The following is a 22,415-nucleotide window of genomic DNA, read 5'->3' as shown; positions in this document are numbered from 1 at the left end:
TGAGGCGTCGCCGCGCGAAATGACGATACTTGTTCACAGTGCCAGAGTCGAGCCGCCAAAAACCCGCGTTTCCCCGCGCGGCACAGGCTCGACAAGCACGCCTGGTAGAAAGACTCCCTTGACGGAGCTTTTAGTTCATATTAAAAATCATATACTGACAAAGCCCCTCGATCAGCCTAAACATATAATCCGGAGAGTTCATGAGCCAGCAACGCGAGGCGATCGACACGTACCTCTTGCGCGTCTTGCACACCCTTTTGATGGAACGCAGCGTCACGCGCGCGGCCGTCAAACTGAATCAATCGCAACCCGCGATCAGCGCCGCGCTGCGGCGCCTGCGCGACATCACCGGCGACCCGCTCCTCGTGCGCGGCAAGTCCGGCATGGTCCCCACCGAATACGGCCTGCGCCTGCTCGAACCCGTGCAGAACGCCCTGCGCGAGATCGAGCGCATCCGTTTCCAGCAGCACAATTTCGATCCGGCCACCTCCATCCGCTGCTACCGCATCGGCTGCCCGGACTATCTGAACGTGCTGTTCGTGCCCACCGTGGTCGAGCGTTTCCGCCAGGCCGCGCCCAACGCCACGCTCGAGTTCCATTCGCTCGGGCCCGCGTTCGACTATGAGCTCGCGCTCGAGGAGGGCAAGCTCGATATCGTGATCGGCAATTGGCCCGAGCCGCCCGAGCAGTTGCATCTTTCGAATCTGTTCGTCGACCAGATCGTCTGCCTGCTGAACAGCACGCACCCATACGCCAAGCGCGGCGGGCTCACGCTCGATCAGTACCTCAACGCGCCGCACCTCGCGCCCACGCCCTATTCCGTGGGCCAGCGCGGCGCCATCGACGTGCATCTCGCGCGCGAGCGCCTCAAACGCCACGTGGTCGTCACACTGCCGTACTTCAACCTCGCGCCCTACGTGCTCATCAAGTCGGACCTCGTGTTCACGACCACGCGCCTGTTCGCCGACCACTATGCGCGCTTCCTGCCGCTCACGGTCGTGCCGGCGCCGCTCGACTTCCCGCCGATGCAGTATTACCAGTTGTGGCATGAACGCTGTCATTACTCGGACGAAGTACGCTGGTTGCGCAGTCTCGTGGCCGAAGCGACGAAGACGCTGATCGACAAGCCCTAAGCGGCAGGCAACGCTGCTGCGGCAAGCGGGCCGCATGAGGTTGCGCCGCCGCACTTTCTACGTTCCTTCCCTGCTTTATCCATTCCTTGCCGGGCGGCACGCGCATGCGCACCGCCCCTCCCATCGGATCTTCCCTGCACTTATTCCACTTAGCGCGCCAACTGCGCGAGCTGCGACGCGAGCCGGTTATGCCGCTCGATCACTGGCCCCAGCTCGATGGTCTGCAGCCCCCCCTCCTTCACCACAACCCGCCCGTTGATCACCGACAGCGCAACCTGCGACGGTGCGCAGAACACGAGCGCCGCGACCGGATCGTGCAACGCGCCCGCAAAGTGCGGCTGGCGCAGATCGAACGCGATGAAGTCAGCGGCCATGCCCGGTGCGAGCGCACCGATGTCGTCGCGGCCCAGCACGCGCGCGCCGCCCAGCGTGGCAATTTCGAGCGCTTCGCGCGCGGTCATCGCGTCGGGGCCGAAGCCCACGCGTGCGAGCAACATGGCCTGACGCGCCTCCGCCACCATCTGCGCGCCGTCGTTGGAAGCCGAGCCATCCACGCCGAGCCCCACCGGCACGCCAGCCAGGCGCATCTTCTTGATGGGCGCGATGCCCGAGGCAAGCCGCATATTCGAGCACGGGCAATGGGCGACGCCCGTGCCGGTGCGCCCGAACAGGCCGATGCCATGCTCGTCGAGCTGCACGCAGTGCGCATGCCAGACGTCGTGGCCCACCCAGCCCAGATCCTCGGCGTACTCGGCCGGCGTCATGCCGAATTTTTCGCGGCTATAGGCGATGTCGTTGACGTTCTCCGCGAGGTGCGTGTGCATGGAGACGCCGTAGTGGCGCGCCAGCGTCGCCGATTCGCGCATGAGGTCGCGGCTCACCGAGAACGGTGAGCACGGCGCCACCACCATGCGCAGCATCGCGTAGCGGCCCTCGTCGTGATACGTCTCGATGAGACGCTGGGTATCGGCGAGAATCGCGTCTTCGTTTTCGACCACGGAATCGGGCGGCAAGCCGCCATCCTTCTGGCCGACGCTCATGCTGCCGCGCGCCGCGTGAAAGCGCATGCCGATCTGCTGCGCGGAGCGAATACTGTCGTCGAGCCGGCTGCCGTTCGGGTAGATGTAAAGATGGTCGCTCGAGGTCGTGCAGCCCGAGAGCAGCAGCTCGGCCATGGCCGTGAGCGTCGACACCTCGATCATTTCGGGCGTGAGGTTCGCCCAGACCTTGTAGAGATTCGTGAGCCAGCCGAACAGCTCGGCGTCCTGCGCGGCGGGAACGGCGCGCGTGAGGCTCTGGTACATGTGATGGTGAGTGTTGACGAGGCCCGGCAGCACCAGATAGCCGCGCATATCGAGCACTTCGTCGGCAGTTTCCGGCAGCTCGCCGGCGGTGCCGACCGCGACGATGCGGTTATCTTCGACGTAGAGACCGCCGCCGCGAATCTCGCGCCGCGCGCCGTCCATTGTCACCAGCATGTCAGCGTTTTTCACCAGCAAGGTCTTGCCGCGCTTTTGATTTGAGCCTTGCGCTGTGCGGTTCGTGGGTTCCATTGTGTCTGTTCGCTCCGTTGTCTTGCCGCGGCGCATGCCGCGCGCCAGTAAGCGCGCCGCACGCCGCGTTTGAGATGACCATGAATGTGAAGCAGACGCCCTCGCCGCACGCGCCAGCCAATCCGGGACCCCGGTGCCGACGCGTCCCGACTGCAGACGCCGCTGGCCCGGTTACCCAGCGCCTGGCGCCGTCTTCGGGACGCGCGGCTCAACTCGTGAGCCGCACATAACCGTTACCTTGCGTGGCCAAAATCAGGCTGACAATTCACCCGGACGGGATAACCACATTCACGGAATACGTATAAAGGTCGATTTTTGGCTCGTTCAAGATTCATCCATGGGTGAAAACCCCAACCCCTTGCCGCCGTGTAAGCCCCACGGAGCAAGGCTCGGCGCGCGAGGTACATGCTGCCTGGATTATCTTTCCTATCGGTCGCGCGCTTATGCCGCATTGTTCTTAAAATGCGTGCACGGCGCTCATATCGATCCGCCGACGGGTATGTAGCCACAGCTGACGTGGAGCCTCGATCCGCCAAGAACCTTCGGGTTCGACGGATCGGACTGCCGCCGAAACCTCGCAATGACACCAGGAAAAGACAAGGAAAACTGCGAATGGGCAAGCTGACTACCCACGTGCTCGACACCGCGAACGGCCGTCCCGGCGCGGGCATCAAGGTCGAACTCTATGCGCTCGAAGGCGAAACCCGCCGTGCGCTGAAGACCGTCACGACCAACCACGACGGCCGCTGCGACGAACCGCTGCTCGAAGGCCCGGCGCTCGCCAGGGGCGAATACGAACTGATCTTCCACGCGGGCGACTACTTCGCCGCGCTGGGCGCCAAAGTGCCGGAGCCGCGCTTCGTCGACCGCGTCGCGCTGCGCTTTGGCATCGCCGACACGGACGCGCACTACCACGTGCCGCTGCTCGTTTCGCCGTGGTCCTACAGCACCTATCGCGGTAGCTGAACGGTCCCGCCAAACCCAAAAACGCATAACAGACTGAAAGCGGCCCGCGCAAGCGACACTCCGCTTTTGACGCGCCGCACTTTCTCTCGGCGTTTGGTGCGAGACCGGATTACCCGGTTCCTGCGCGCCGTCCCCGCAGTCAGCGCGAGACGCATTGCCGTCCGCGCGCATCGAATCAGGATTGGAGGAGTTTCATGGAAGGCTTTATTACCGACTGGCTGAACCTCGCATTGCGCTGGTTCCACGTCATCGCGGCCATCGCCTGGATTGGCGAGTCGTTCTACTTCGTCGCACTCGATAACAGCCTCAAACCGCCTACGGACGCCAACCAGCGTCGCCGCGGCGTGTTCGGCGAGTTGTGGCACGTGCACGGCGGCGGCTTCTACAACATGCAGAAGTACACCGTCGCGCCGCCCGAAATGCCCGAAGACCTGCACTGGTCGAAGTGGCCGTCGTACACGACGTGGCTCTCGGGCGCGTCGCTGTTCACGGTGCTGTATCTGATGGCGCCGAACACGTACCTGATCGACAAGAACGTGCTCGACATGGGCCCGGTCGTCGCGGTCTTCTCGGCACTCGGCTTCCTCGCCGCCGGCTGGATCGTCTACGACACGCTGTGCCGCACACTCGGCACGAACGACAAGCTGCTCGGCGTTTGCGTCGGCATCTATGTCGTGGTCGCGGCCTACCTCGCCTGCCACATTTTCTCGGGCCGCGCAGCGTACCTGATCATGGGCGGCATGCTGGCAACGATCATGTCGGCGAACGTGTTCTTCGTGATCATCCCGGGCCAGCGCAAGATGGTCGCAGCGATGCTCAAGGGCGAAACGCCGAACCCGATCTACGGCAAACGCGGCAAGCAGCGTTCGGTGCACAACACCTACTTCACGCTGCCCGTCGTGTTCGCGATGCTGTCGAACCACTACGCCATGACCTACGCGCACGCCTACAACTGGGCCGTGCTCGTCGTGATCATGCTGGCCGGCGCGCTGATTCGCCAGTTCTTCGTGATGCGTCACCGTGGTCAGCAGCTGTGGTATCTGCCGATCGGCGGCGTGGTGCTGATGTTCGTCGCACTGATCTGGACGCTGCCGAAGCCGGTCGTGCCGCAGGCCGAAGCCGCGAACGCTCCGTCGATCAAGGTCTCGGACATCCAGCCGATCCTGCAGCAACGTTGCGCGGGCTGCCACTCGGCTCACCCGACGATGATGGGTGCAGCGCCCGCCGGCGTGATGCTCGATACGCCAGACGAAATCTCGCAGAACGCGCAGCGTCTGTACCAGCAGGCCGTCACGCTCAAGGCCATGCCGCTTGGCAACGTCACGCACATGACCGATGATGAGCGTCAGAAGATTGCAGCGTGGTTCCAGGGCGGCGCAAAGCAGTAATCTGCCCTCGCCGCGAAACAGGCAGTCAAGCAAAATGAAAAGCCCGAAGCGCAACGCTTCGGGCTTTTTCTTTTACCGATCAGATCAGCGAACGAACGGCACGTAGCTATTCAAGGCCTGCGCTGCGGGCGCCATGTCGGCCGCCGAAAGCACACGATGCGCTCGCGGCGCAGCCTGGGGCGGTGCGCTTTGTGCCGGCGCCGCCGCCGCTGCGCGTGGTGGAGGGACCGGCATCCCGGCGGGCTCCGGGGGGCGCATGACGGAGGCCTCGTTATCGACGACATCGTGCACGACCGGCTCGGCGATGGGCGTGCTTGCCTGCCTCGCACCAGCCTGACTTGCCGTGGCCAGCGGCTGCCCGCGCTCGGGCATCGCACCGCTCGCGAAAAGCTGCGCATTGATCCGCCCCACTTCGTCCAGGTCAAGCGTGGTGGTCTGCGAGAGCAGCTTTAGCAACGCGAGCACGGATTCATAGCGCGCGCGGATCAGGTCGCGACGGCTCGCGTAGAACGTATCGGTCGCACGCAGCACGTCCAGACTCGTGCGGCTGCCCACGCCGAAGCCGATGCGCGTCGCGTCGAGCGCCGTCTGCGAACGCCGCACGACCTGTTCGAGCGCGCTCACGCGCGCCTGCCCCGATGTCACGCGCAGCCACGCGTCGCGCGCCCCCGCTCCCGAGTCGCGCACCGCCACGTCGAGATCGTCGCGCGCCTTGTCTTCGAGCGCCCTCGCCTCGTCGACTTTCGCCGAGATCTCGCCGCCCGCAAAAAGCGGAATCGTGACGGCGAGCATGCCGGTCGTCGTCGTCGTGGGCCTCGCATAGCCGCCCGCCGCACCGGCCGGCGTGTGACTCACCTGCAAGTCGACAGTCGGATAACGTTCCGCACGCGCCTTCTCGGTGTCGAACTTCGCGATCTGCAGCGCCACCTCGCCGATCTGCACCGCGTAGCCGTGCGTTTGCGCCTGCGTGACCCAAGGCTCGACATCGGCAGGCTGGAGCATGGGCGCGCCGCCTGGCGGCAGCGGCGCGAGCGTCTCCGCAGATTTTCCTGAAAGCCGTTCGAGCGCTGCGCGCGCAAGACGCGCTTGGCTCTGCGCGTCGAGCAACTGGAGTTGCGCCTGTGCGCGGCTCGCTTCGCCATCGTGCACATCGATGAGCGTCGCCTCGCCCGCTGCCTTCGCACGCTTGACCAGCGCGAGATGCGCGTCGAGCGCGCGCAAATAGTCCGTCGCCCGCGCCACCTCGTCGCCAGCCGCAAGCGCATCGAAATACGCACGCGCTGCGGCAAGGATGGTGTCCTGCGTCGCATTGGCCGCCTGCAGGCGTGCACGCATCACCTCGTAGTCGGCCTGCCGGTACGCAGTCCAGTTCGCCCAGTTGAATAGCGGTTGCGTCAACCCGATCGTCCAGCCGCTCTGCCAGTAATGCTGGGTCGGGAAATCCTCCATCACAATGCCGTTGTAAGCGCGGCCCAAACCGCCCGTGACCCGAGGCAGGAGCCCAGCGCGCGCCTTGGGCACGGCCTGCGCGGCTGCGCGCGTCGCCGCGCGCGAAGCGGCCAGCGCCGGATCGTGATCGGGCGCGTCGTCGACCACGGAAAGCAGGTCTGCGGCATGCACACCGTTCGCGAGCAGGAAGCACGCGAGCGCGAGCGCGCGCACGCCACGGCGGGAACGCGCGCCGCTCATGCCACGCCCTCCATCGCCGCGCCGGCGTGCTCGCGCTCGACGCGCACGAACGCACCATCGACGAGACGATAGTGCCGCTCGGCAACGTCGTGCGTGATCACCACGACCGTGCGATCGAGCCGCTGAAGCAGCGCCGATATGCGCCGCACCGCAACGGGGTCGAGATTCGAAGTCGGCTCGTCGAGCAGCAGCAACTCGCGCCGCTGATAAAGCGCGCGGGCAAGCAGCAGCCGTTGCCGCTGGCCGGCGGAAATATTCGCGAGCGAATCGCTGATGATCGTGCGCGTGCGCATCGGCAAACGCATCACGTCATCGAGCAGACCGACCTCCTCGAGCAGCGCGAGAATGCGCGCTTCGTCCGGGTTGCCTTCGAAGAGCGAAATATTATCGGCGATCGAACCGTGCAGAATGATGTCGCCCTGGCGCATGTGAACGGCGTGGCGGCGGATTTCGTCGACGCTCAAATTGGGCCAGGCGACGCCGTTAAGCGTAATTTCTCCTTGCTGCGGCACTTCGGAAGCGGCCAGCAATTTGAAGAGCGTGGACTTGCCAGCGCCCGACGGTCCAGTAATCACGATCTTGTCGCCGCGCGCGATGTCGATGCTCGCCCCCGCGAGCACGGGCTGGTCGGAGACGCCATACGCAAAGGTCACATTGCGTACGCCGATGCGCTCGAACTCGCGCACTTCGACGGTCTTGTGCACGTCGGCGAGTGCCGTATAACGCTCGGGCTCGCAGGCAACGATGTCGTCGACCCGCGCGACCGGCACGCTCAGCATGTAGTACGCAAAGCCCGTGTTGATGGTGGAAGCGATCCGCTCCGAAAACAGCGCCTTGTAGATCATGAACGAGTAGAACGCGCCGACTGAAAGCACGCCGCCGAGCATCAGCTTCGCTGCGAACCAGGTGACGACCAGCGTCTCCACATGCATGAGCAGCTTGAGCACCGCGTCGCGCGTCGCCGCGAGCCGGCTGCTGCGGAACAGCGCCGACGCATAGGTGCGAAAGATCTCCATATAACGCGCCACGCGCCGCGTCTCGCCTTGCGACAGCTTGATGAGCGATGCGCCGCGCACGGTCTCGAAGAGTGCGTCGTCGCAACGTGCGCCTTCCTGTAGCACGCGCGCATGCGCGTCGCGCATCGAGGAGAAGATCGCTCCGGAAACGATGACGTAGGCCGCAAAAATCACCAGCACGAGGAGCGATAGTTTGACGTTCTGAACGAACATCAGGAACATCGCCAGCAACCCGACTGTGATGTCGATGCAAAACGACACGGCCTTGCGCGACGCGAAACCGTTGATCTCGTCCTGGGACTTGAAGCGCGTGAAGATATCTCCGACATTGCGCTTTTCGAAGTACGCGATGGGCACACGCAACAGATGCGCAAACAGCCCCTCCGTGGCATTCACGCTCGTGTGCGCGTAGAGCAACTCGACCAGCACGCCTTGCACATATTGGCTGAGCGCGCCCACGAGGAAGATCGATCCGAACGTGAGCGCGAGCACGTTAAGAAGTTCGAGATTGTCCGCGGACACGACATGATCGAGCACGAACGAACCGAAGTAAGGCTGCGCGAGAATCGCGAACTGCGCCCCCAGCGCAACGAAGAGAATCTTCGCGAACTGGCCGCGCATCTGTGGATTGAGCTCACGCACGCGTGCGAGTGCGGCGGGCACCCGCGAGCGCCGCTTGATCTGCGTGAGCGCCGGTGTTGGCGCGCATTCGATCAAATAGCCGGATACGCACGCGAGGAAGGTGTCCTTTGCGATGCGCCGGCGTCCGACCGCCGGATCGAGCAACGTGACGTAATGGCGTGAGGCACGCTCGAACACCACGAAATGCGCGCCGCCGAAATGGATGATCGAGCCGCGCTTGATCTCGCCCACCTGCGAGGCATCGAAGCGGAACGCCTGAACTTCAAGGCCGAAATCGGTTGCCGTGTCGTACAAGTCCATCAACGACAGGCCGTTAGCCGAAATCGGCCGGTACGCCGAAAGCTCGCGGACCTCCGTGGCGCGGCCGAAATGCGAGAGCACCATGGCAAGACACGCGTAGCCGCACTCGGCGACTTCGTTCTGGTAAATCACCTGCATTTCAGCCTCATACGATCTTGAACAACGGCTCGAGCACCCATTCCGCGATGGTGCGCCGCTCGACAACGACGCTCGCGGTCGCCTGCATCCCCGGCAGAATGTCGAAACGCTGCGAGCCATAGTGGAACGTATTGCCGGGCAGCGTGACCCACGCAACGTACTCGTCGCCCTGCTCCGGCGGCGTGCCGCCGGTAGCCGCGGCGGCTGCATCCGCTCCGGTGGGCGGCGACGCAGCCGCTACCGTCGTGTGCGAAATCGAGTTGATGCGTGCCTCGTATGAGCCGAAGCGTGCGTAGGGAAATGCATCGAACTTCAGGCGCACCGTCTGGCCCTCGTGCACGAAACCGCGCCGACGTGACGGAATGCGCAATTCGGCGCGCAAGGGCTGCTTCGGATCGGTGACGATCACCATCGCTACGTCGTCGGGCTGCAGCGTGCTTCCCTGCACGAGGCGCGAGAACGTCATCATGCCAGCCTTCGGCGCCGAAATCGTCGCATCGCGCCGGTTTTGCTCGAAGCGCACATCCGCTTCCTGGAGTTCGCGCGCATGGCTCGATTCGAGTTCCTTGAGCTGCGCGGCGAGAGCCGTCTGGGTATTTTGCAGATCGGCGATCGCCGCCTGGGCCTGCTGACGCCGCGACGCCGCCTCGGCGCTCGCAATGCGGCTCTGGTGCAAGTCAGCGCGCGCCTGCTCGACACGGTCGGCGGCGACGTAATCGGAAACGGATTCGAGACGCGCGAGCTTCTTTTGCGCCTCGCTCACGAGCAGGCTGTTCTGCGCGCCCTGCACGCCCAGTTCAGCGAGCTCAGCGCAGCGGCTGGCTTCGTTGCTGCGCGCCGTGGAGAGCTGCGTCGTGAGTTCGATGCGACGCTGGGTATAGCGCGCGTCGGCAGCGCGGCGCTCGTCGTCGCGCACCTGGGCGTCGAAGGCCGTTCGGCGCGTGCCGTCGGTCGCGAGCGACAAGTCGCGCTCGACGCGAAAAAGCGGCTGTCCCGCACTTACCTGCTCAGGCGGCTGAACGTAGATCGACGAGATCAACCCGCTCGCGCCCTGGATCTTGATTTCAGCCGGCGACACGATTTCGCAGCGCACGTCCTGCTTCAGCTCTACCTCGTGCGTGAAGGCAAACGCCACGCCAAACACCACGATCGTCGACGCCGCGTAGGCAATCCAGCGCCAGCGAATATCCCGGAACTCGGGAAGATAAATCGGTTCCACGTTGTTATCGTTCCCCCGCGGCCGGTCATGCCGGCCGAAGTGTATTTTTTCGGCGCCATGCGCCGTTTGGTCTACTCGCTCTTGTACTTCTTAAGGATTTCTAACGAGCTGCCGCAAAGTGATATACCGACGGATGCCCAGCATAGAGCCAATGCGGATAATTTTCGCGGCGCGCAATCTCGATATCGTTAGCGAGATATTGAGGTGCAGCGGCATCGGCAAGCGCGATAGGATCGAATATCCTAATGCCAAATCGTCCTTTCTCGAAATTCAGATAAAACGGGAGCAATAGCGCATCCACCGGCATGCCTAGCCGGAATACGCCGTTATGCAGGCGCGCGGGCCGGTCCCCGATCGTCACACCGACCGTCTCCATGGGAAACTTGGCCAATGTATAAGGCGGAACATCGGAAAACACCACGGCCACGCCATCGCGACGCAATGCGCGTATGACCCGCAAGCCCAAACCGTTGCGGCTTTCGCGGCCATTCTCGTCGTAGGTGTAAAGCACACGGATCGAAGGAATCATCGCCGCGTCGTTACCGTACATGTCGCGCTGCACGCCGGAAACGACTGCCATTGATTCCATTCCCAGAACGCGACGCACTTCGTCCACCACCCAGATGTTCGCGTACTGGGACACATAGTGAAACGGCGAGAGCACGATGACGCGACCCGGTTCTTTAGTCCTGATCTGATTGATTCGCAAAACCAATTGCTAAGCTGCCGCGCGCAGATCGGGCCAGGCGTCCCGGTGCAATGCGCGCCCGGCATAGATGCGTTCGTCCAGCCATGCCTCGCGTACGTTCGCGCTCATCGTACGTAGCGCTTGAGTGCGTGCGAGGCCCACGTCAATGCGGCCGGCTTCGTAACGCGATACACCGTTTGCGCGGATGCCGCCGTCGAAGACCGATCGAATCATCCAGCTGGCAAGCGCCCCCCGCTCGACCGCGACGAATGGCAAACGGGCGAGCAGCCGGCGACGCAGCGCCAGACGCCCACTGGCAAATCGTGCGTAAAGGCGTTTGAAGAATTGTGAGGTTGTGCCCACGGACATTTCTTGGCCCAACAGTATCGGAACGAACCGAAGCCCTAAAAACCGAAAGGGGTGCATTTACCCCCCCCTTTCGTTCAGATCAGGCGATCAACGCAGAACCGGCGTCGGATCCGGCTGAGGCTGATTCTTCGACTTGCAGCAGCCGCCTGCGAGCTTGGCGTTGGCCAGTTGGCCACGATCGATTTTTTCCATTTTGGTTCTCCAGTTTTCGGATGAAAGCCACCCCGTTTTGGTGGCGCGGCCATCTTAACAGCCGGAATAAAATTCAATCCATTATTGACACATTTTCGTATTAATCTTCAAATCCCCACAAATTTCTCAATTACTGACCAGTTCAGTAAATAGTGCGTATATTTGATCAAGCTGCGTAGCGAACATGCTTTTCTTGAAACAGATTGCGGATAACGTAAGGCTGCTTCTGCCGTCGATGCAGGTGGCGTCGCACGCTCTTGACCATGTCAGCCTTGCTGGTCGGCCGGCTCTTGCCCATCGCGTTGGTTTTCACGTCCTGATTGAGCAATTCGTCGGGGTTCAACTCGGGGCAATATCCCGGCAGCCGGATCAGGCGCAGACGCTCAGCGTTTTCCGCGACGAACTGCCGGACTGCGACCGACCGATGCACCGGATGCCCGTCGACGATCAGATAGATTTTGCGTGTTGCCTGCCTGAGCATGCGCTTCATGAACTCGATAAACACGGCGTTCTTGAACTTGCCCTCAAAGACCATGAAGGACAACTCCCCGCGATTGGTGATCGCCGAGATCATGTTGCAACCAAAGCGCTGGCCGGTGGCGCGCACCACTGGCGTTTGGCCCATCGGCGCAAAGCTCTTTCCGCTCACATGGTCACTGCGCAATCCCATTTCATCGCCCCAATGGATGGTGGCCCTTTCTTGCTTCGCCTCCTTCACGAGCTTCGGGTAGTCCTCATTCAGCCAGCGGGCGATCGCCGCATCGTTTCGTTCGTACGCGCGGCGCACCGGCTTCTGGGCACTCATGCCCCACGCCTTGAGATAGCGCCCGGCTGTCGTCAGCGAAACCGTGACACCGTATTCCCGCTCGATCAGGCTCGCGACGGACTCGCGCGTCCACAGGTAAAACGGCATCGCCAGCTGGTCCGGCATCCTGCTCACGATCAGCCCACGAATCCGGCTACCCTGACGAGCATCCAACCGTCCGCCGCCAGGGCGGCGGCCCCGTTTGCCGGGCTTCAACGCCCGTACGCCGCCTTCTCTGGACAGCTTCATCCATTTGCTGACCGCTCGCAGGCTTACGCCAAACGTCGACGCCGCTCCGGTCTGCGTCATTCCCCCTCGGACCGCTTCCACCACGAGTCTTCTCAGGTGGGCTTGCGTCGCGACATCCAGTTTCCGGGCATCAGTCTTTGTCTTCATGCACGTATAACGCACCACGCACTATTTGGTGCACACGTCAGTAAATAAGCAAAAGCGACCAATGAATAAGAATTGTGCTTTTTCTGCTGTAGTCAATGGATATAAATTTAAGACTCATATTTATGTAAAAATCTCCTTTCCATAAATTACGTCATCCTTATAACTAGAATTAATAATATTCGTATTCATGACACCGCACTCCCCCCATAGAGTTGCCCAACGCATCGCCGAAACGGGGTTTCCTTTTTCGACAGCCGTGCACTCACACGGAGGTCATTGGCGCATGCGCTGACGAAAATCAACTCTAATATGGTTGCCTGAATGAATAAGACCTATCGCTCTGTCTGGAGCGAACAGACCAAACCTCGGTCGCCGCGCCCGAAACCGCCACGGCACACCGCAAATCTTCGCGCCGGCTCGCTGTCCTCGCCACCGGTGCTGTTGGATTCGCTGCAGGCCTCTCTTCCGCAACAACCGGTGCTGCAACGCTGACACCTGCGCAGCTTGCCGCTCTCTCCGCCGCGGCTTCGACGACCAAAACCACGACAAGCACCACAACAGGTACAACCGTTGCGCCGGTGCCGGGAACGGTCGGCCAGGGCGGTCTTGAGATTTGCTCGGCACCTCGGGATATTCGTGGGGCTCCAGCGGTGGCAGCCAGTCGCTCGATTGCTCCAGTGGCAGCGGCACGTCCGACGGCCTGGCCTTCTCGCTGAACAACGCCGCGGATGCAAAGGGTGGCTACGGATTCGGCGCATCGACCGCACAGGTCGCTGGCTACCAGAATGGCACGCTCGCTATCCGTGGCGCTAGCGTGATGGTTTACGGTCCGACGACGTTCGACAGCGTCGTCACGATGAGCAACCAGAAGATCGTGCAACTCTCGCCAGGCACGATATCGGCGGACAGCACGGACGCCGTCAACGGCTCGCAACTCTACGCGCTCAGCGTCGGAGTCGGCAACGCCGTGCAGTATGACTCGCCGGCACAGGATTCTGTCACGCTTGGCGGCGCGGCAGCCATGAACCCGGTCGCGCTGCACAACGTCGCGAACGGCACACTCTCGGCGGCCAGCACCGATGCGGTCAACGGCGGCCAGCTCTACGCGACGAATTCGAGCATCTCGAACCTCGCGGGCGACGTCACCAACATCCAGGGCGACATTACCAACATCAACGGCAAGCTCGCTGATGCGGTGATGTACGACCCGTCCGCGCACGACTCGGTAACGCTGGGCAACGCGAGCGACATGAAACCCGTCGGACTGCATAACGTCGCCAATGGTGAAGTCTCGGTTGCCAGCAACGACGTCATCAACGGTTTGCAGCTCTATGACGCCATCCAGAAATTCGACAGCAAGTCGATGCATTACGTCGGCATCAACAGCATGCCGAACGATGGCAACTACAACGGAGAAGGCGCAACCGGCACGGCTGCGATCGCCGTCGGCGCGAACGCACTCGCCAGCGGCGACAATGCGCTCGCCATCGGCACTGGCGCCACGGCCTCGCACAGCGACGCCGTCGCACTCGGCGCGGGCTCGACGACGGAAGCCGCAATCGCCACCACCGACGCCACGATCGGCGGTCAGGACTACACTTTCGCGGGCAGCAATCCGGCAAGCACCGTCAGCATCGGCAGCGTCGGTAACGAACGTACGCTCACGAACGTCGCAGCCGGCCGCCTGAGCGCTTCGTCGACCGACGCCGTCAACGGTTCGCAGCTGTACGCGACCAATAGCGCGCTCGACAACCTCGCGCAGCAAACCAGCAACATCGTGCAGTACGACGATACGAGCAAGAGCACCATCACGTTCGGCGGCGCACAAGGCACGAAGCTCACCAACGTGGCGGCTGGAGACGCGTCGGTTTCGAGCGCGGACGCGGTTAACGGCGCGCAGCTGTACGACGTCAAGGAAGGCGCCAATATCGCCATTACGAAGATCAACAACACGCTGACCACCGCGGGCTGGGGTGCGCAGGCTGCGTCGTCGGATCCCACAGGCTATACGTATGGCGGCTTCATCATGGACGCCAGCGGCAAGGTCAGCAATCCTGCCGTCCTCTACGTTCCGAACACCATCGGGACCTCGGCATCGCAGATCGTCCTCGATCCGGGCCAGGGCAATAGCCCGTATTTCGTCAACGGCAGCCGGTCCCAGTACCTGCCCAAGGGCACCGTCATCAGCAACGTGGCGAACGGTCTGGTGGACACCGACGCGGCCAGCGTGGGCCAGGTCTACGACATCGTCAGTGCGGCAACGGGCGGCGGCCTCCAGAGCACCTTGCTGCGCTCACAGGCGCCCGACCCCGCGAACGGCAGCTCCGGCGTCAACGCGGCCGGCCTCACGCGGACCTATACGACTGCGGCGTACTACTCGCAAGTCAGCGGCCTCGCGGACAGCTCCGGTTCTCGGGGTCCGTCCGACGCGGCACGCGCTTCGGGCGCCGGCTCTATCGCGATCGGCTCGAACGCCTTTACGCCTTCGGCAAACGGCGTCGCTGTCGGTGTGCAGGCGTTTGCGAGCGCGAAGGACGCGGTAGCGATCGGCGCTGGCTCGGTGGCGAACCAGTCGAACACGGTCTCGGTCGGTAATGACGGTACCGGTTCGTATATCGCATATGACGCGAACGGCCAGGTGCAGACGATCCAGAACGCCGTCAACACGCGCCGTATCGTCAACCTCGCAGCGGGCCAGGGCGACACGGACGCGGTCAATGTCGGCCAGCTGCGCAGTGTGGCAGCGGCTCTGGGCGGCGGCGCCGGTATCAATGCGGCCGGCGGCCTGATCGCACCGTCCTACTCGGTGGGCGGCACGACGGTCAATACGGTGGGCGACGCCATCGCCAATCTCGACAACCGCGTGCAGAAGAACACGGCCGAGATCGCGGCGCTGGCTGCGGACGCAACGAGTTCGTCGGCAACGGTCCAAAGCGCATCGAGCACGGCAGCGGCTGCGCCCGTGGTGCAAATGGCTGCGGCACCGCGCTCGCTGCTCGGCGCAAGCACGGCCGGCAGCAACTCCGTCAGGTCGATGGCCGCCGTTGGCGACACCTCGTCCGGCACCGACGCCGATGCAGTCCATTACGATAACGCCGACCACTCGAGCGTGACGCTCGCCAGCACGAGCGGCGGCAATGTCAAGCTGAGCGGCCTGTCGAACGGCGCCCTCTCGCTGGACAGCACGGACGCGGTGACCGGACAGCAGCTCTACGCCACGAACCAGCAGGTCGACAGCCTGAACCAGGCCCTGCAGAACATCAGCGTGGGCGGCTCCACGGCAACCTCGATCAACTCGACGAGCGGCGTCGCGGCAGCCTCGGGCTCGCAATCGTTTGCAGTCGGCGGCGGCTCCGTGGCAACGGGCGCGAACTCGACGGCGATCGGTGACAAAGCCAACGCGTCGGCGAACAACGCCGTGGCGATCGGCGCGAACTCGATCGCGAACCGCGACAACGCGGTCTCGGTCGGCGCCGAAGGCTCCGAGCGTCAGATCGTCAACGTCGCGGCCGGCACGTCGGGCACCGACGCGGTCAACCTGAACCAGTTGAACAACGCGATGGCGCAGCAATCGAACGCGTTCGGTCAGCAGATCGGCAATCTGCAGAACTCGATCAACACGGTTTCGAAGAACGCGTACGCCGGCGTGGCGGCTGCAATGGCCATGCCGAACCTCACGCCTTCGGGTCCAGGGCGCACGGTGGTCGCGGCGGGTGGCGGCTACTACATGGGCGGCAGCGCTGCGGCAGTCGGCGTGACGTATCGTTCGGCGAACGCGCACTGGCTCGTCAACGGTGGCGTCTCTGTCACGAGCACCGGCAACACGGCGGCTCGCGCTCAGGTCGGCTACGAGTTCTGATCGCAGCCAAACTCGCATGACCGGGGCATGTCGCTAACGCGCATGCCTCTTCAAATGCAAAAAACCACGGCCTCGGCCGTGGTTTTTTCTTTCGCCAGCGCGATGCTTCAGCGCATCAGCGTTGCGCTGCGACCATCGCCTCTTCGGTCAGCCAGAGCGACTCCGGCAGATCCTGCTCGTTGAGGTTCAAGCCATCGCCGCCGCGATCGACGACGATGAAGTCGCTCACCTCGCCCAGTGCGATCAGCGGGTGATGCCAGACGCCCTTCGCATAGTTCACGCCTTGCCAGCCGTGCGAAACGAATGCGCGAATCTTCGCGACGTCCAGATCGCCCGCCGGCGCCACCACGACGAGATACGGCTTGTCGTTGAGCGGCACGAATGCCTGGCTGCCGAGCGGATGGCGCTCGAGCATCTTGATCTCGAACGGCAGCACGCGCGGCTGGCCGCGGAAGAGATTGACCAGCGTGCGGCCGTTCTCGTCCGTGACGTCCACTTTCGCGAGATCGTGATAGCGGATCGTCGTGCCCAGATTGATCGGAATTTGCTTCGCGCCAGCCAGCTCGATCACGTCGCCGAAGGGCGCGAATGCTTCGGGGGTCAGCAATTCGATTGCTAGTGTCATGCCAAGATCCTGTGTCGTATCGCTCATATTCGCCTCGTTATCGCTCAAGCGGGTGCACGCGCGAACCCCGGGTTAGCGGCGCCGCGCGGTAGCAGACGCGCCGTCGCGATATGCGAGGCGCGGCGTCAATCTCATGCGTCGATCAACTCGTCGAGCCGGAAGCGCGCGATGCGATAGATCTGGTCGAGACTCGCGCGCATTTCGTCGGTGCGCGTGTTGTTCACACGCGACTCGAAATTCGCGATGATGCCATGGCGGTCATAGCCGCGCACCGCGAGAATGAACGGAAAACCGAACTTCTCGCGATAAGCCTGGTTGAGGGCCTGCAGCTTGTCGAATTCCTCCTGCGTGCACAGGTTCAGGCCTGCGCCACTTTGCTCACGCGTGGATTCGTCGGTCAGCTCGCCGCGCACGGCGGCCTTGCCCGCGAGTTCCGGGTGAGCGTTGATGAGTGCGAGCTGCTTCTCTTCGCCAGCGGTCTCCACGATATTCGACATCGTCTTGTGCAACGTGTCGATGCTCGTGTAGGGGCGCTGCTGCGCCGCTGCTTCCGCCACCCAGGGCGAGTGCTCGAAAATGCCCGAAAGCGCTGCCACGAAGGCGTCGGTCGAGGCGGTATTCAACTGGTCGAGGGTGTATTGCATTGCCTTCATGCGGCGGCCCCGCGGTGGTCGTTCTGCTGCGGTTGATAGGGATGGTGCTCGCGCCAGTGGCGCGCAATGTCAACACGACGCGTGACCCACACGCGATCGTGCTGTTCGATGTGATCAAGGAAGCGCTGCAGTGCGCGGAACCGCCCCGGGCGGCCGAGCAAACGGCAGTGCATACCGATCGAAAGCATTTTCGGCGCTTCGTCGCCTTCTGCGTAGAGTACGTCGAACGCGTCGCGCAGGTAGGTGAAGAAGTGATCTGCCGTGTTGAAGCCCTGCGGCGTCGCAAACCGCATGTCGTTGGTGTCGAGCGTATAAGGCACGATCAGTTGCGGCACCTGCTTGCCGCCGGCGACTTCGACATCCATCCAGAACGGCAGATCGTCGCCGTAATTGTCGGAGTCGTAGAGGAAGCCGCCGTGTTCCGCCACGAGGCGGTGCGTGTTGGGGCTGTCACGGCCGGTGTACCAGCCTAGCGGACGCACGCCCGTCACGCGCTCGATCGCTTCCATGCCGAGCTTCATATGCTCGGCTTCGAGTTCGGGCGTGGCGTCCTGATAGTGAATCCAGCGATAGCCGTGGCATGCGATCTCGTGGCCGAGCTCGACGAATGCGCGCGCAACTTCGGGATGGCGCTCGATTGCCATGCCGACACCGAACACGGTGAGCGGCAGGCCGCGCTTTTCGAATTCGCGCAGAATGCGCCACACACCCGCGCGCGAGCCGTACTCATAGATCGACTCCATGCTCATGTGACGCGCCGGATAAGCGGCAGCGCCAACGATCTCGGAGAGGAACTGCTCGGAGGCTGGATCGCCGTGGAGCACGCAGTTCTCACCGCCCTCTTCGTAATTGAGCACGAACTGCACTGCGACGCGCGCCTGACCGGGCCAGTTGGCCTGCACCGGATGCCGGCCATAGCCGATCAGATCGCGGGGATATTGGGGATCGAGTGGCATGCTGATCGAATCTTTCGGAATGGATAACGAAACGTAAAAACCGCGCGGACGGTCCACACTTTCAGAAAGCGGCTGAACCGGCTGAAAGCCTTGCGCCACAAGGCTTTGCGACGCGCCGGGCGAGACTGCTTTTAGAATCGGCCCAGTGTAGCTAAATCACCCGGGCACGCCCATACGCACTGACAGATAGTAGGGGTCAAGCGAGATGTATGTGCCGCGCAAGCCCCGTCCGGCGCGGCACAGGGCCCGTTGCGTGTTTACCCGAACCGCAGCGGCCGCGCCGGCGACGGCGTTTCGGTGGCGCTCGCCGCACTGGTCGGGCTAAAGTGCGCGAATTCTCCATCGTAACGCTTCACGAGGGGCCGCGCGAAGTCGCCCCGCTTGGCCGTCGCGAGACGCAGCGCGACCAGCGCCTCCACCCACTTCACGGCTGCTGTCACGCCATCCACCACCGGTACGCCAAGCGCGTCTTCCACTTGTGCGCAAAGGCTCGTCATGCCGGCGCAGCCGAGCACGATCGCGTCCGCGCCGTCTTCGTCGAGCGCCCGGCGGCACTCGTCAACGATCGCGCGGCGCGCCGCCGAGCCCGGCTCGTCAAGTTCGAGCACGGCCACATCGATCGCCCGCACGTTGCGGCAAAAGCGATTCATGCCATAACGCTCGGCGAGATGCCACGCCATCGTCTTGGTGCGCGAGAGCGTGGTCACGACCGAAAAGCCCGGCGCGAGCACGCTCGCCGCGTGCATGGCCGCTTCGGCGATCCCCACCACCGGCCCGCGCGCGAGCTCGCGCGCCGCGTACAGCCCCGGATCGCCGAAACAGGCGATCACGTAACCATCGAAGCCCTCGCGCTCGCCCGCCTCCACTTCTGCGAGCAGGCCCGGCGTCGCGAGCGCCTCGTCGTAGTAGCCCTCGATAGAGGGCGGCCCCATCGTCGGACTCACGGCGACGATCTCCGTACCCGCCGCAGCCACCGCGCGGGCGCACTGCCCCATCGCAGCCGTCATGCGCTGCGTGGTGTTCGGATTGATCAGTTTGATACGCATGTCAGTTCTCTGGTCGTTTGGCACCTGTTTCGCACCTGTTTCGTGTTACGTGCGTGCCCGTGCACGCTCACCCATCGTCAACGCGCGATAGAACAGTGCGCCCAGTCCCGCGCCGATGAACCACGAGAAGTTCGCTGCGCTCTCGAGCGACGGCAGCATCACGCAGAGAATCGCGATGACCGCTGCGGGCAGCAGCGCCGACACCGCCCGCCAGTTCACGCCGTTGCTGTACCAGTACGCGCCCTTCGGCGAGACGGTGTAGAGATCGTCGACGGCGAGACGGCCGCGCTTCACGAGATAGAAGTCGACGATCAGGACGCCATACAAAGGCCCGATGAAGGCGCCCAGCACGTCGAGCGTGTAGTGAATCACGGCGGGATTGTTGAAGAGATTCCACGGCGTGATGAAAATCGACGCCACCGCGGCAAGCATGCCGCCCGCACGCCAGCTAATGAGACGCGGTGCCACGTTCGAAAAATCGAACGCCGGCGAAACGAAGTTCGCGACGATATTGATGCCGATGGTCGCGATCGTGAACGTCAGCGCACCGAGAATGACGGCGGTGGGATGATCGATGCGGCTCACCGTTTCCACCGGATCAGTAATCAGTTGTCCGAACACAGGCAGCGTCGCCGAGGTCGTGATCACCGTGACGATCGAGAACGCGAGGAAGTTGACCGGCAAGCCCCAGAAGTTGCCGCGATGCACGCTTCTGAGCGATTTTCCGTAGCGTGAGAAGTCGCCGAAGTTGAGCATCGGCCCTGAGAAATACGACACCACGAGCGAGACCGCAGTGATCATCACCGGGATCACCTCCGCGCCGTGATACTTCACGCCACCGAGATTCAGGCCGATGTTGTGCCAGCCCGCGCGATACACCATGTAGCCCGCCAGAATGAACATCACCGCATAGACTGCCGGACCGGCGAAGTCGATGAACTTCTTGATGGTTTCCATGCCGTTCCAGAACACCAGTGCCTGCAGCACCCACAGTGTCATGAAACCGGCCCAGCCCATTGCCGAGAGTCCGAGCATGCCGTGCTTGTGGACGTCCGCGTATGGCATCAGTTGCGGCATGAATTTGAGCACGACGATCACGAGCGCGCTCGACGCCAGATAAGTTTGGATTCCATACCATGCCACTGCAATCAGGCCGCGAATCACAGCAGGAATGTTCGCGCCGAGCACGCCGAAGGTGCCACGGCAGGCGACCGGATACGGCACGCCGTGACGCTGGCTGGGCCGCGCGATGAGGTTGCATAGGACGTTGACGAGCGAGATGCCGACGATCAGCACCAGCAACACCTGCCAGCTCGTCAGGCCGAGTGCGAAGAGACTGCCCGCGAACACGTAGCCGCCGACGCTGTGCACGTCCGACATCCAGAACGCAAAGATGTTATAGGCACCCCAGGTCTGCTCCTTGAGCGGTGCGAGGTCTTCGTTGTAGAGGCGTTCGCTGTAGCCGGCCGGCAGACGCATGCCGTCCGCCGTGTCGCTGCTCTCGGAAGAATCGAAGGTGGGCACTGCCGGACTGCCTGGTGATGCGCTGAATTGAGCCATGGTCCGCTCCTTGGGATGGATACGCCGACGGAAAAAAGACGCGTGAAACGCCTCGAAACGCGCGCTGCGCCGCATGCCGCGGCCGCCGCGATATTCCCGGATGGCTCCGGACCCAGGCAGGGGGCGTTGCGCCCTCGCGGCGTCTGGCTCGACGCCCATCGCACCGTGCGGTCGCGCCTACGCGCGCCCTGCCCATGGTGTTGCCCGTCCTGCGGGCGCCGTAGCGACGCCCGCTGCCACATCGATCCTTTCTCTAGCGCGCGGCGGCCCGAATTTCGCAGCGCCGCGCGTGTCTCCAGTTCAATTCAGTGTTGCACTTTTGCCCGGCGCCGCGCTGCTCCGCCCCGGTGGGAAATCACTCGATCTTTCGTCAACGCCCAGCCGTGGCTGCGGCGCGCGTGCCGAACACGTCCTGCAGATCCACCGACGCGCCCGCCGGACGGTCGAGCATCCTGAGCTCGACGCCCTGCAGGTGGCGCGTCATCAGCGCGGTGGCCTCCTGCACCTGTCCGGCCTCCAGCGCCTGCACGATCGCCTCGTGGTCGTCGAACGAGCATGGGCTGCGGCCCGGCGACTCGTACAGCGCCGAGATCAGCGTCGAGCGCGCCACGAGGCCATTGAGGCAATCGCACAACACGGTATTGCCAGTCAGTGCCGCAAGCTGCGTATGAAATTCGCCCGACAGCCGGATCCAGGCCGGGAAATCGCGCCCTTCGAACGCCTTGCGCTCGCGCCGAATGGTCTCGCCGATGCCCTTGAGCCGCCGGCTGCCATGCTGCGCACTGCAAATGCGCTCCACCACCGCCAGTTCGATGATGCGGCGCATCTCGAACACCTCGTGCACCTCCTGGAGCGACGGGCTGGCGACAAAGGCGCCGCGGTTCGGCTCCAGATCGACGAGGTGATCGCCGGCGAGCAGCGAAAGCGCCTGCCGGATCGGCCCGCGCTTCACATTGAACACTTCGCACAACTGCGCTTCCGTGAGCTTCGCGCCAGGCGGCAAACGATGTTCGAGGATCGCGGCGCGGATGCGCGCGGCAATGGCCTCGGGTTTCGTTCCGGTCGCGTCGGCTTCGGTATCGGCGTTTCGCATGTCTCTCACCTTGATGTTGTGTATCCTAGTTTGGACATAAAGATTGTCAACAATTTTATCGACCAACCTGGGGAAGATACTCAGATCAGCGTCCGATTCGTATGCCCAATTTTCGCCAAACCCGAGCAA

At 63.3% G+C, this 22,415-nt stretch carries 17 protein-coding genes; 4 read left to right on the top strand and 13 right to left on the bottom strand.

The window, feature by feature from the left end; all coding sequences use genetic code 11:
* Nucleotides 1–200 precede the first annotated feature (200 nt).
* Nucleotides 201–1,133 (top strand): LysR substrate-binding domain-containing protein, encoded by a 933-nt coding sequence (locus P5W98_RS07075; RefSeq protein ID WP_035532552.1) that lies wholly within the window; start codon nt 201–203, stop codon nt 1,131–1,133.
* Between the two features lie 149 nt (nt 1,134–1,282).
* On the opposite strand, the gene P5W98_RS07070 is transcribed toward P5W98_RS07075, so the two are convergent.
* Nucleotides 1,283–2,686 (bottom strand): 8-oxoguanine deaminase, encoded by a 1,404-nt coding sequence (locus P5W98_RS07070; protein ID WP_421023906.1) that lies wholly within the window; start codon nt 2,684–2,686, stop codon nt 1,283–1,285.
* Nucleotides 2,687–3,298: 612 nt separating this feature from the next.
* On the opposite strand from P5W98_RS07070, the gene uraH reads away from it, so the two are divergent.
* Together uraH and P5W98_RS07060 are read left to right on the top strand one after the other, a co-directional pair.
* Nucleotides 3,299–3,652 (top strand): hydroxyisourate hydrolase, encoded by a 354-nt coding sequence (gene uraH / locus P5W98_RS07065; protein ID WP_421023905.1) that lies wholly within the window; start codon nt 3,299–3,301, stop codon nt 3,650–3,652.
* A gap of 194 nt (nt 3,653–3,846) precedes the next feature.
* Nucleotides 3,847–5,040 (top strand): urate hydroxylase PuuD, encoded by a 1,194-nt coding sequence (locus P5W98_RS07060; RefSeq protein WP_421043834.1) that lies wholly within the window; start codon nt 3,847–3,849, stop codon nt 5,038–5,040.
* An 84-nt stretch (nt 5,041–5,124) separates the two neighbouring features.
* Here the strand turns inward: P5W98_RS07060 and P5W98_RS07055 are convergent, their stop codons facing one another.
* The 6 genes from P5W98_RS07055 to P5W98_RS07030 all read right to left on the bottom strand — a co-directional run bounded on the left by P5W98_RS07055 (nt 5,125) and on the right by P5W98_RS07030 (nt 12,494).
* Nucleotides 5,125–6,729, bottom strand: coding sequence for a TolC family outer membrane protein (locus P5W98_RS07055; protein ID WP_421079444.1), 1,605 nt, complete (start codon nt 6,727–6,729; stop codon nt 5,125–5,127).
* A complete protein-coding gene (locus P5W98_RS07050; protein WP_421079443.1) occupies nt 6,726–8,825 on the bottom strand; it encodes a peptidase domain-containing ABC transporter in 2,100 nt (699 codons plus the stop codon). The genes P5W98_RS07055 and P5W98_RS07050 overlap by 4 nt, the downstream gene beginning before the upstream one ends.
* 7 nt (nt 8,826–8,832) lie before the next feature.
* The gene (locus tag P5W98_RS07045) at nt 8,833–10,044 is read right to left on the bottom strand and encodes an HlyD family efflux transporter periplasmic adaptor subunit (protein WP_421079442.1); all 1,212 of its coding nucleotides are present in this window, start codon (nt 10,042–10,044) and stop codon (nt 8,833–8,835) included.
* Between the two features lie 100 nt (nt 10,045–10,144).
* Nucleotides 10,145–10,753, bottom strand: coding sequence for a hypothetical protein (locus tag P5W98_RS07040; RefSeq protein ID WP_421079441.1), 609 nt, complete (start codon nt 10,751–10,753; stop codon nt 10,145–10,147).
* Between the two features lie 9 nt (nt 10,754–10,762).
* Entirely contained in the window at nt 10,763–11,158 is a 396-nt protein-coding gene (locus P5W98_RS07035) for a hypothetical protein (RefSeq protein ID WP_421079440.1), read from the bottom strand.
* 301 nt (nt 11,159–11,459) lie between these two features.
* Nucleotides 11,460–12,494, bottom strand: a complete 1,035-nt coding sequence (locus tag P5W98_RS07030) for an IS630 family transposase (protein ID WP_434718493.1) — start codon at nt 12,492–12,494, stop codon at nt 11,460–11,462.
* 613 nt (nt 12,495–13,107) lie between these two features.
* Between P5W98_RS07030 and P5W98_RS07025 the strand changes: the two genes are divergently transcribed.
* Nucleotides 13,108–16,353 carry a YadA family autotransporter adhesin gene (locus P5W98_RS07025; protein WP_421079438.1) on the top strand — a complete coding sequence of 1,082 codons (3,246 nt, stop codon included), beginning with the start codon at nt 13,108–13,110 and terminating at the stop codon, nt 16,351–16,353.
* Nucleotides 16,354–16,468: 115 nt separating this feature from the next.
* Here P5W98_RS07025 and P5W98_RS07020 read toward each other — a convergent pair whose 3' ends face one another.
* From P5W98_RS07020 to P5W98_RS06995, 6 genes are all read right to left on the bottom strand, one after another.
* Nucleotides 16,469–16,978, bottom strand: coding sequence for an ureidoglycolate lyase (locus P5W98_RS07020; protein ID WP_421023896.1), 510 nt, complete (start codon nt 16,976–16,978; stop codon nt 16,469–16,471).
* 131 nt (nt 16,979–17,109) lie between these two features.
* Nucleotides 17,110–17,631, bottom strand: a complete 522-nt coding sequence (uraD, locus tag P5W98_RS07015; RefSeq protein WP_421023895.1) for a 2-oxo-4-hydroxy-4-carboxy-5-ureidoimidazoline decarboxylase — start codon at nt 17,629–17,631, stop codon at nt 17,110–17,112.
* On the bottom strand, nt 17,628–18,587 hold the full coding sequence (gene puuE / locus P5W98_RS07010) for an allantoinase PuuE (RefSeq protein ID WP_421079437.1): 960 nt from the start codon (nt 18,585–18,587) through the stop codon (nt 17,628–17,630). Before puuE ends, uraD begins: the two co-directional genes overlap by 4 nt.
* Before the next feature lie 257 nt (nt 18,588–18,844).
* The gene (locus tag P5W98_RS07005) at nt 18,845–19,633 is read right to left on the bottom strand and encodes an aspartate/glutamate racemase family protein (RefSeq protein WP_421023893.1); all 789 of its coding nucleotides are present in this window, start codon (nt 19,631–19,633) and stop codon (nt 18,845–18,847) included.
* Between the two features lie 45 nt (nt 19,634–19,678).
* Entirely contained in the window at nt 19,679–21,193 is a 1,515-nt protein-coding gene (locus P5W98_RS07000) for an NCS1 family nucleobase:cation symporter-1 (protein ID WP_421023892.1), read from the bottom strand.
* A 370-nt stretch (nt 21,194–21,563) separates the two neighbouring features.
* Nucleotides 21,564–22,286: a GntR family transcriptional regulator gene (locus tag P5W98_RS06995; RefSeq protein ID WP_421079436.1), complete on the bottom strand. Its 723-nt coding sequence runs from the start codon at nt 22,284–22,286 to the stop codon at nt 21,564–21,566.
* Between the last annotated feature and the right edge of the window lie 129 nt (nt 22,287–22,415).

It is taken from the genome of Paraburkholderia sp. A1BS-2L (assembly GCF_051125205.1).
GTDB lineage: Bacteria > Pseudomonadota > Gammaproteobacteria > Burkholderiales > Burkholderiaceae > Paraburkholderia.
This window is presented reverse-complemented; position numbering and strand designations above follow the sequence as displayed.